A 9,069-nucleotide genomic window follows, 5' to 3' on the forward strand; every position below is an offset into this window, starting at 1 on the left:
TGGCCGCAACCACTCCTTCTCGCGATAAATCGCGTCAACAGCGTTCTGGGTCGTCGCATTTCTGTCGCCATCGCTGATGGCAGTTGATTTGGACGCCCAATTCCGCTAGGGTTAGGCCGCATTCGAAAGCGAGTTTCATGCGGCCTTTTTCTATGCCCTCTTCTGCTGCCAACCCTGCAGCACCCGCCCTGGCCCCCGATACCTTGACGGTCGCCACCTGCAATGTGCTCAATCTGGCGCTGCCCGAGCGGGAGTTCTACGCCAACCAGGCGCCCTACACAAGAGCGCAGTACGAGCGCAAAGTGCAGTGGTTGGGCGGCCGCTTTCAGACGCTGAACGCCGATATTCTGGCCGTACAGGAGGTGTGGGACGAAGCGGCTTTCAGCGAGGCGCTGGCCGCCAGCGGCCTGCACTACCACTATGCGGCCGTGCCCGGTGCAGAAAACAGCGAGGGCCGGTCTGGCGCCAGCGGCACCCCGCGCGTGGGGCTGGCTACACGGCTGAAGGTACTGGCCACGCGCTCGTTCACCGATTTTCCCGCCGGGCTGGGCCAGCCCATTCCGGGCCTGGGCGTCCATACCCGCTTTGAGCGCCCGCCGCTCGTGGCCACCTTGCAGATGAAGCGCGGCCAGATCCTCACGGTGCTGACCTGCCACCTCAAATCCAAGCGCCCCAAGTTCCTGCTCGATGCCAATGGCAATCCGCTCGAAGACCGCGACAACCCCAAGATCGCCGCGCTGGCCTCCCTGCGCTCACTGGTGATGCGCGGCGTGGAGGCCACGGCGCTGCGCTGCCTGGTGATCGACCTGCTGCGCCACACGCGCATGCCCTTGGTGGTGCTGGGCGACTTCAATGACACGCCCGACAGCGTCACCACGCAGATGATCTCTGCCAGCTCCGAAGTGGCCTATGACCGCAAGGCCCGCGATCGCGCGCTGTTCAATGCCTTTGATCTGCTGGGTGATGCCACACTGAAAAAAGATGTGGCCTATTCCCACATCCACCAAGGGGCGCCCGCAGTGCTCGACCAGATTCTGGTCAGCGAGGAATTCGACCCACGCAGCCGCCATGCCGTGGGCGATGTGCGCCGCGTGGATTACTTCAACGACCACCTGCATGAAGGGCGCGACCGCAGCCGCTCGGACCACGGTTTTGTGCGCGCGCTGCTGCGCATGCGGGCACCGACACCCGGCGCAAGTGCCGGGGATTTATCGCCCGACCTGGATTCGGCTGGTACATTCGAGCGGTCGAACGACGGCGCCTAGCTCGCTGCAACGCGGAGCTGAACCCTTGGGGGCCTCCGAGGAACCCGCCTGCCAGGCGGCACCGCAGCGGCTGATAGCGCCGCCGACACAGTGTGTTTCAAGATACGCACGGAAACTTATTGTTTCGCACCCATCCTACGTGAAAGCCCCACGCGGCTTTGCATAATGGCAACGTATTTTTCAGGAGGGGCGTGATTCGTCACGCACAACAACGATGATGAAACCCGACGCAGTATCCCCATCCACCCAGCGCGCGATGCCAGGCTGGACCAGCCTGACTGTCATCGCCGCAGCGCTCGCGCTGTCGGCCTGCTCGAGCACGCCGCTGCCAGCCTGGAACAGCACGCCCATCGCGGGCGGCCAGCCAGCGCCAGGGACGGTGACCACCAAACCAGCCAGCGGCCCCAGCCCCGTGCAGATCCCGGGCATCGGCAGCGCCGGCGTGGTCTCCACCCCGGTCGAGACGGTTCCGCTGCAAGGCAGCCCTCTGGGCGGATGGAAGGAGAGCGACGAAGTCGCTGCCCGATTTCCCGATCCCGAGCGCAGCTACGCCACGCCAGGACTGAGCGCAGGCCGCACCACCTACACCAGCAATGCCGAGCTGGGCCAGTGGCTGCGCCAACTGGCCACTCCAGGCCAGTCCGGCACCAAGGCCGAGCTGGTCACCGCCGGCACCTCGCAGGAAGGCCAGCCCATTTTGGCGCTGTTGCTGACCCGCGCTGCCAGCACCAGCTTGCATGACCTGGACCAAAGCCAGCGCCCTACCGTGCTGCTGGTTGGCCAGCAGCATGGTGATGAGCCCGCCGGCAGCGAAGCGCTGCTGGCCCTGGCCCAGGACCTCAAGCAAGGCCCGCTGGCATCGGTGCTCGACAAGATCAATGTGCTGCTGGTGCCCCGCGCCAACCCCGATGGTGCAGCCGCCGGCCGGCGCAGCACCGCCAACGGCCTGGACATGAACCGCGACCATCTGCTGCTGCAGACGCCCGAAGCCCAGGCGCTGGCCAAGCTCAGCCGCATCTACCGCCCCATTGCGGTATTTGATGCCCATGAGTTCACCGTGGCCGGCCGCTATCTGGAGAAATTCAAGGGAGTGCAGCGCTATGACGCGCTGCTGCAAACGCCGACCACCGCCAATGTGCATGAGTTCATCGCCAAGGCGTCTACCGAATGGTATTTGCTGCCCATGCAAAAGGCGCTGACCGAGCAAGGACAGAGCACCAACTGGTACTACACCACCACCCGTGATCCGCAGGACCTGTCACTGTCCATGGGCGGTGTGCGCCCCGATACGGGCCGCAATGTGAACGCGCTCAAGAACGCCGCCACGATGCTGGTCGAGACCCGGGGTGTCGGCATTGGCCGCGCGCATATCCAGCGCCGCGTACACAGCCAGTATGTGGCGCTCGCCTCTGCACTGCAGACCACCGCCCAGCGCACCAAGGAGCTCGAACAGGTACGCAACTACGCGAACCGCGACATCGCCTCCCAGGCCTGCCGGGGCGAGTTCACGCTGGAGGCGCAACAAACCACGGAAAAGCGCCGCGTGGTCTTCCTCGACCCGCAAACGGGTGAGGAGATGCAGCAGGAAGTGGACTGGCACTCCTCCGTCAAGCTCAACCCCGGCCCCAAGCGCGCACGCCCTTGCGGCTACTGGCTGGCGGGCAATGCCACCGACGCTGTCGACAAACTGCGCGCGCTGGGCCTGCAGGTGCTGCGCGTGGCCGAGCCCGGCAATCTGCTGGCCGACACCTACCAGGAGCAAGAACGCAGCAGCAGCGCCAAGAGCGATGTCCTGGGCCCTGGGCAGCAGAGCGTGGAGCGCGTCAAGGTCGGCCTGGAGCGCGTCGCCATCGATGTGCCCGAAGGCAGCTACTACGTGCCGCTGAACCAGTCGCTGGCCAATGTGGCGATTGCGGCGCTGGAGCCCGACACGCAAAGCAGCTTTTTCGCCAACCACATCATCTCCAGCCTCAACGATGTGGCCCGGTCGATGAACAACCCCTCGCTGGTCTACGAAGAGACCGAATAAGCGCTACTCGACCCTGGGCGCTATGCATTGACCGGTGCATGGCTGCCTCCAGAGTAGAAAATGCCCGCAGTATTTTGGAACTGCGGGCATTGCTTTTTCCAGCAGGCCGCTGGCCGCTGGCAGCAACAAGCATAGCCATCTAACCCTTCTCCCTCTTTTGGCTTGACCGCCTCTGTGGCGAGTCTGGAGAGGTTGATTCAGTGCATAATGACGCCCAGTCATAAAAGCAAAGATGACCAGTGCGGACCGCTCCGCAAATCTTCGGTTGAGGTTAAGCCCATCAAGGCAGGCACCTCCATCAATCAAGCATCTGCCCGTAGCTCAGTTGGATAGAGCAACAGCCTTCTAAGCTGTGGGTCACTGGTTCGATCCCAGTCGGGCAGGCCATATTCTCCTATGGCAGGCTGCAGTCGCAATCCCAAAAATCGCATCCCCAAACGCTGATAAGGCTGGAGCGATGGGTCAGGCAATGGCAGCTGTCAGATGGCAAGAGTCATGCAATGCAAAAAAGCCCCTTTCGGGGCTTTTCATGTCTGATCATCGACGCAGCAATTATTTCTTGGCGTACTCAAACTTAGGCAATGCCTTGAGCGCATCCTTGGTCGCACCCGGCAATGTGATCTTGTCATTTTGCACGCGGAACTGGCCCACAGGGATCGCCACATCATGCTTGCCAACGCCCAGGAAGCCACCTGCACCGATGATGGCATAAGAGACGGCCTTGTCGGGCGCAACGATCACGTCGTCGATCTTGCCCACGGACTTGCCCTCTTCGTTGTAGACGCTCTTGCCGAGAACCGACTTCTTGATGCTCCAACCCGTGGCAACGGCCTGGATTTCGGTCTGCTCCACACCCAGCCTAACGCCACCGGCGACGGGCACTCGCGTCTGCGCAAAGGCGGAGCCCGCAGCCACCGTCACGGCAAAAGCGCCCAGCATCAAAATAGACTTGGATTTCATTGTCATCTCCTTACTTCTTCGCAGCGTCTTTGGCGGCTTCTTGCACATTGCCTGCTGCCTTCTGGGTCTTGCCTTCCACCTGCTTGGCAATGCCCTTGGCCTGCTGCTCGGGGCTGTTGACCGCCTCGCCGACTTTCTGCTGGACCTTCCCAGCCGCATCTTTGACGGCACCTGCAACTTGGTTCTTGTTCATGCTTTTTCCTTCAGTGATGTTGCAAAGCAACGTTGGGATGGCTCAACGATAGCGTGGGACGAGCCGGAAAAAGTTAGGTGCACCACTTGTCAGGCAGTGGGGAAAGGCTTACAGCCGCCTGTTATCGGACAGCGTATTCCTTGCATATGCGGGCTGCTGGGCCATGGTGATAAAGGGTGCGGATGGTGCACAGCGTAAGTATCAAGCTTGTCCACCCGCCTATCGAGGCAGCAGATGCGTGCTCGCTGCTGAGCTACCGAGGACCGGGGCCAAACCAAGACACAGGCCGCCGAGCAAAACAGTAGGGATTGACACAAAGCCGGCACCGAAGATGGGTACTAACCCCTAAAATCGCCCACCCATCTTTTAGATTCTTTGTTTTTGTTTGGTTTTTTTCATAGTTTTTGCGCATTGCCCGCAGCTATGACAATGATTGGCAATGTGTATCAATTGTGAGCGAATAATAGATGCATAATCCGCCCAGACCTTTTAATAGCCAGTTCCTCTAGGAGCTCACCATGTTGCCGGAAATCCTTGTTCGCTCTGATCTGCAATCCCCTCCCCGCGCCATCCAGCTGGAACGCGGTTGCACGGCCATCGGCCGAGGTCCGAGCAGCGGTCTTTTCCTGAGCGACCCGAGCATCAGCCGCGACCATGGGGCCTTTAGTTACTATATTGGCCTGTTGATGGTCGAGGACCATGACAGCACCAATGGCATCTTTGTCAACGGCCGCCGTGTCAAGCGCCAGGTTCTGTATGCGGGTGACCAAGTCAGCGTTGGCCCTTTCCAGATCGTCGTCAAGTCCGGCTCCGTGCCGACCCTGGAGACGCAAGAATAAGCGCCTGCCGCTCCACGAAAAAAGTCCGCATTCGCGGACTTTTTGCATGGCCAAGACCTGGCCCGTGGCAATCGGGTTCAGCGGCCGGAGAATCAGGCCACCGCCTCCTCATTGGGGGTCAGCATGAGGCGTCCCACGGCCTTGCCTTGCTCCAGCGCCACCAGCGCGGAGAACGCCTTGCTGAAATGCATGCAGGTCGTTGGCACCGGGCTCAGTTTTTTGTCGCGCACCAGCGCGATCAGCTCGCGCAGATCACCCAGGTTGCCCACATAGGTGCCTTGGTAGGTAATGGCGCGGATCGCATGCGTGGGGGTGGGCAGATCCACATGGCCGCCAAACAGACCAATCTGCACCAGGTGGCCGCCCTTGGTCAGCATGTCGATGCCCTGCTGCACGGTCTGGCTCGAGCCCACGCAGTCAATGATGGCCCAGACGGCACCACCGGCAGCCTGCTTGACCTGCGCGATAAAGTCCGCCGACTTGGGATCGATGACGACATCGGCGCCCGCATTCAATGCCGCCGCATGCTTGCTGGCATCGGGCTCGACCACCACGACGCCAGCGCCACCCATGGCCTTCATCAGCAAGATGGCCATCAGGCCCAGGCCGCCAGCGCCAAACAGCACGACCTTCTCGTCCTTGAACACCTGGGGGGAGATCTTCTTGATCGCGCTGTAGGTGGTCAGGCCCGAGCAGGCATAGGGCGCAGCGCGCTCGGCGGGCATGTCGCCGATGTCCACCAGGTAGTAGGCATGGTTGACCAGCACATGGTCGGCGTAGCCGCCATTTTGGTACACGCCCATAGATTTGCCAGCCAGGCACAGGTTCTCATCACCGCGCTTGCAGACCTTGCATTCGCCGCAGCCATGCCAGGGGAAGACCACATAGCGCTTGCCGATCTCGACACCCTTGGCGTCCGGGCCCATCGCCACCACCTCGCCTGCAATTTCGTGGCCCAGGGTCAAGGGCAGCTTCATGCCGCGGTCGGCCATCGACAGCTTTTTGCCATTGCCCAGGTCGTATTCGCCATGCCAGATGTGCAGGTCCGAGTGGCACACGCCTGCGGCCTCAATGCGCACCAGCACCTGGTCTCCGGTCGGTACGGGGGTTGGGCGCTCGCTGCGCACCAGGGGTTCACCAAAGCCGGTGACGTCATAGCTGATCATGCGATCTCCTTGTTGCTTGTTCGTTGTAATGAGCCGGGCCATCGGGCCTGTCTCGATGCCTGTCAGATCAGCATATTAGTGCGGCCGTTTTTCTGCACAAGCTGGCTATCACGCACACCAGTCGCATTGGCGATAAAGGGCAGCCAAGCCGTCACCCACCCAAATCGGCCATAAAAAACGCCCCTAGAAAGGGGCGTTGGTCGGCAGATCGCAGCAGCTCAGCGCTTGGCCTTGAACAAGGCTAGCAGCAGCACGATGCTGAATGCGGCAAAGGCGAGGAAGGACCAGTTGGCGATCGACAGACCCAGGAAGGTCCAGTCGATGGCCGTGCAATCGCCCGAGCCACGGAAAATCATCGGCAGCGAGCGGCTGATCGGGTAGTTCTCGATCATGCCGTAGAAGTCGCGCCCGCAGGTGGCGAACTCTGGCGGGTTCCATTGCAGCCAGCTTTGGCGCGCTGCGGTGAAGGCGCCAAAGACCGAGAACAGCAGCGCCAGGCCGCCAAAGCTCTTCCACCAGCCGGCCGACGAGGGCCGCAGGCTGCCCAGCAGCGCCAGCACACCAACCGCAATCAGGCAGTAGCGCTGCACGATGCACATCGGACAGGGCTCCAGCCCCACCACGTGCTGCAAATACATGCCAAAGGCCATCATGGCCGCACAGGCCACAAAAATCAGCGCCAAGGTGCGGCGCGGTGCGTTCCAGATCCAGTTCAAGTCATGTCCTTATGCTGCCAACCCCGCCATCTTACGCGTACAGACCTGCAGGGGCCTGAAACCAGAAAACCGGCCCCGCCCAAAGGGCAGAACCGGGTCTCACAGCTTCAGGCGCAGGCGCGAGCGTCAGGGCACTAGATATTGGCTGCTTGATCGAGAAAAACTCGGGCTTGGCGCGGTGTCACCACCAGCGTCTCGCCTTCCTTGAGGCCCATGGCTTTGAACTGCTGCGCAGAAATCTGCGCCTCGATGAGTTTGTCGCTGTTCGAAGCCTCGGCACCCTGGGCTTGGTGCCCGCCAATGGCAATAAGTTCCAGACGGGCGATGGGGCCGACCACAATCGCGCGGTCGAGCTGGGCGACGATGCCGCGCTGGCGGCCATCGGCGTCTTTTTCCTGGCCGGGCGAATAGCGCTCCACATCCAGCTCATGGGGCCGCACATAGGCCAGTGCCTGGGCATTGTTGGCCGAGGCGAACTCTGGCGAATCGATCTGCACGCCCCCCTCCACCACCGTATGCCCGCCGGTGGCGCGGCCATGGAACAGGTTGACATCGCCCAGAAAGCCGTAGACGAAGGGGCTGGCCGGGCTGTCCCAGACTTCCTGCGGCGTGCCGGCCTGCTCGATCTGGCCCTTGTTGATCACGACCACGCGGTCGGCCACTTCCAGCGCTTCTTCCTGGTCATGGGTCACAAAGATGCTGGTCACATGCAGCTCATCGTGCAGGCGGCGCAGCCAGCGGCGCAGCTCCTTGCGCACCTTGGCATCGAGCGCGCCAAAGGGCTCGTCGAGCAGCAGCACCTTGGGCTCCACCGCCAGCGCGCGGGCCAGCGCAATGCGCTGGCGTTGGCCGCCCGACAGCTGCGAGGGGTAGCGGTCTGCGATCCAGTCGAGCTGCACCAGCTTGAGCAGGCTCATCACCTTCTCGCGAATCTGGGCTTCGCTCGGGCGCTCCTTGCGCGGCTTGATGCGCAGGCCAAAGGCCACGTTCTCGAACACCGTCATGTGGCGAAACAGCGCGTAGTGCTGAAAAACAAAGCCCACATTGCGGTTGCGCACATGCACATCGGTGGTGTCTTCACCGCTGAACTGGATGGTGCCCTGGTCGGCAGACTCCAGACCGGCGATGATGCGCAGCAAGGTGGTCTTGCCGCAGCCCGAGGGGCCCAGCAGCGCGATGAGTTCACCGGATTTGATGTCCAGGTTGACGTTATTGAGCGCTTTAAAGCTGCCAAACGACTTGGAAATGTTTTGGATTTCAATGCTCATATCCGACCTCGAAAATACCGTGTTTATGCCGTGGCTGCGCTGTCATCGCGCGGCCGCTCGGGCGGCAGGCTGGCTGCCTCTTTGTGCTCTTTCTCGGCACGCCACTCGGCGATCGATTTGAGCACCAGGGTCACCAGCGCCAGCAAGGCCAGCAGCGACGCCACCGCAAAGGCTGCAGAAGACTGAAAGTCGGCATACAAAATCTCGACATGCAGCGGAATGGTGTTGGTCTGGCCGCGAATGCTGCCCGAGACCACCGAGACCGCGCCAAACTCGCCCATGGCCCGTGCATTGCACAGGATGACGCCATAGAGCAGGCCCCATTTGATATTGGGCAGGGTCACGCGCCAGAAGGTCTGCCAGCCCGATGCGCCCAGCACAATGGCCGCCTGCTCCTCATCATTGCCCTGGGCCTGCATCAGCGGAATCAGCTCCCGGGCGATGAAGGGGAAGGTCACGAACACGGTGGCCAGCACAATGCCCGGCACGGCAAAGATCACCTTGAGGTTATGGGCCTCCAGCCAGCTGCCAAACCAGCCATTGGCGCCAAACAGCAGCACATAGGTCAGGCCCGCCACCACCGGCGACACCGAAAACGGCAGGGCCCCCCGCGATGTCAGCAAGGCCTTGCCC

At 61.9% G+C, this 9,069-nt stretch carries 9 protein-coding genes and 1 tRNA gene; 4 read left to right on the top strand and 6 right to left on the bottom strand.

All coding sequences use genetic code 11. The annotated features are described in order from the left end of the window. The first annotated feature begins 152 nt into the window (after positions 1-152). The 3 genes from H928_RS29080 (at position 153) to H928_RS0120800 (ending at position 3,681) form a co-directional block, all read left to right on the top strand. The gene (locus tag H928_RS29080; protein WP_021028225.1) at positions 153-1,265 is read left to right on the top strand and encodes an endonuclease/exonuclease/phosphatase family protein; all 1,113 of its coding nucleotides are present in this window, start codon (positions 153-155) and stop codon (positions 1,263-1,265) included. A 217-nt stretch (positions 1,266-1,482) separates the two neighbouring features. Beyond that, the gene (locus tag H928_RS0120795; protein ID WP_373604933.1) at positions 1,483-3,294 is read left to right on the top strand and encodes a M14 family metallopeptidase; all 1,812 of its coding nucleotides are present in this window, start codon (positions 1,483-1,485) and stop codon (positions 3,292-3,294) included. A 310-nt stretch (positions 3,295-3,604) separates the two neighbouring features. Further along, positions 3,605-3,681, top strand: a tRNA-Arg gene (locus H928_RS0120800). 165 nt (positions 3,682-3,846) lie between these two features. On the opposite strand, the gene H928_RS0120805 is transcribed toward H928_RS0120800, so the two are convergent. Together H928_RS0120805 and H928_RS0120810 are read right to left on the bottom strand one after the other, a co-directional pair. Then, positions 3,847-4,233: a PRC-barrel domain-containing protein gene (locus H928_RS0120805; RefSeq protein ID WP_052330165.1), complete on the bottom strand. Its 387-nt coding sequence runs from the start codon at positions 4,231-4,233 to the stop codon at positions 3,847-3,849. Between the two features lie 31 nt (positions 4,234-4,264). Then, entirely contained in the window at positions 4,265-4,447 is a 183-nt protein-coding gene (locus tag H928_RS0120810) for a CsbD family protein (protein WP_021028228.1), read from the bottom strand. 518 nt (positions 4,448-4,965) lie between these two features. Between H928_RS0120810 and H928_RS31115 the strand changes: the two genes are divergently transcribed. Beyond that, entirely contained in the window at positions 4,966-5,286 is a 321-nt protein-coding gene (locus H928_RS31115; RefSeq protein WP_084635905.1) for an FHA domain-containing protein, read from the top strand. 92 nt (positions 5,287-5,378) lie between these two features. On the opposite strand, the gene H928_RS0120825 is transcribed toward H928_RS31115, so the two are convergent. The 4 genes from H928_RS0120825 to H928_RS33725 form a co-directional block, all read right to left on the bottom strand. Then, positions 5,379-6,452: an alcohol dehydrogenase gene (locus H928_RS0120825; protein ID WP_021028231.1), complete on the bottom strand. Its 1,074-nt coding sequence runs from the start codon at positions 6,450-6,452 to the stop codon at positions 5,379-5,381. Positions 6,453-6,670: 218 nt separating this feature from the next. Further along, entirely contained in the window at positions 6,671-7,168 is a 498-nt protein-coding gene (locus tag H928_RS0120830) for a disulfide bond formation protein B (RefSeq protein ID WP_021028232.1), read from the bottom strand. A gap of 134 nt (positions 7,169-7,302) precedes the next feature. Then, entirely contained in the window at positions 7,303-8,436 is a 1,134-nt protein-coding gene (locus tag H928_RS0120835; protein ID WP_021028233.1) for a sulfate/molybdate ABC transporter ATP-binding protein, read from the bottom strand. Between the two features lie 23 nt (positions 8,437-8,459). Further along, the coding region (locus H928_RS33725; RefSeq protein WP_043341361.1) for a sulfate ABC transporter permease at positions 8,460-9,069 on the bottom strand (610 nt) is incomplete at its 5' end.

This window comes from Comamonas sp. B-9 (assembly GCF_000410635.1).
Classification (GTDB): domain Bacteria; phylum Pseudomonadota; class Gammaproteobacteria; order Burkholderiales; family Burkholderiaceae_C; genus Comamonas.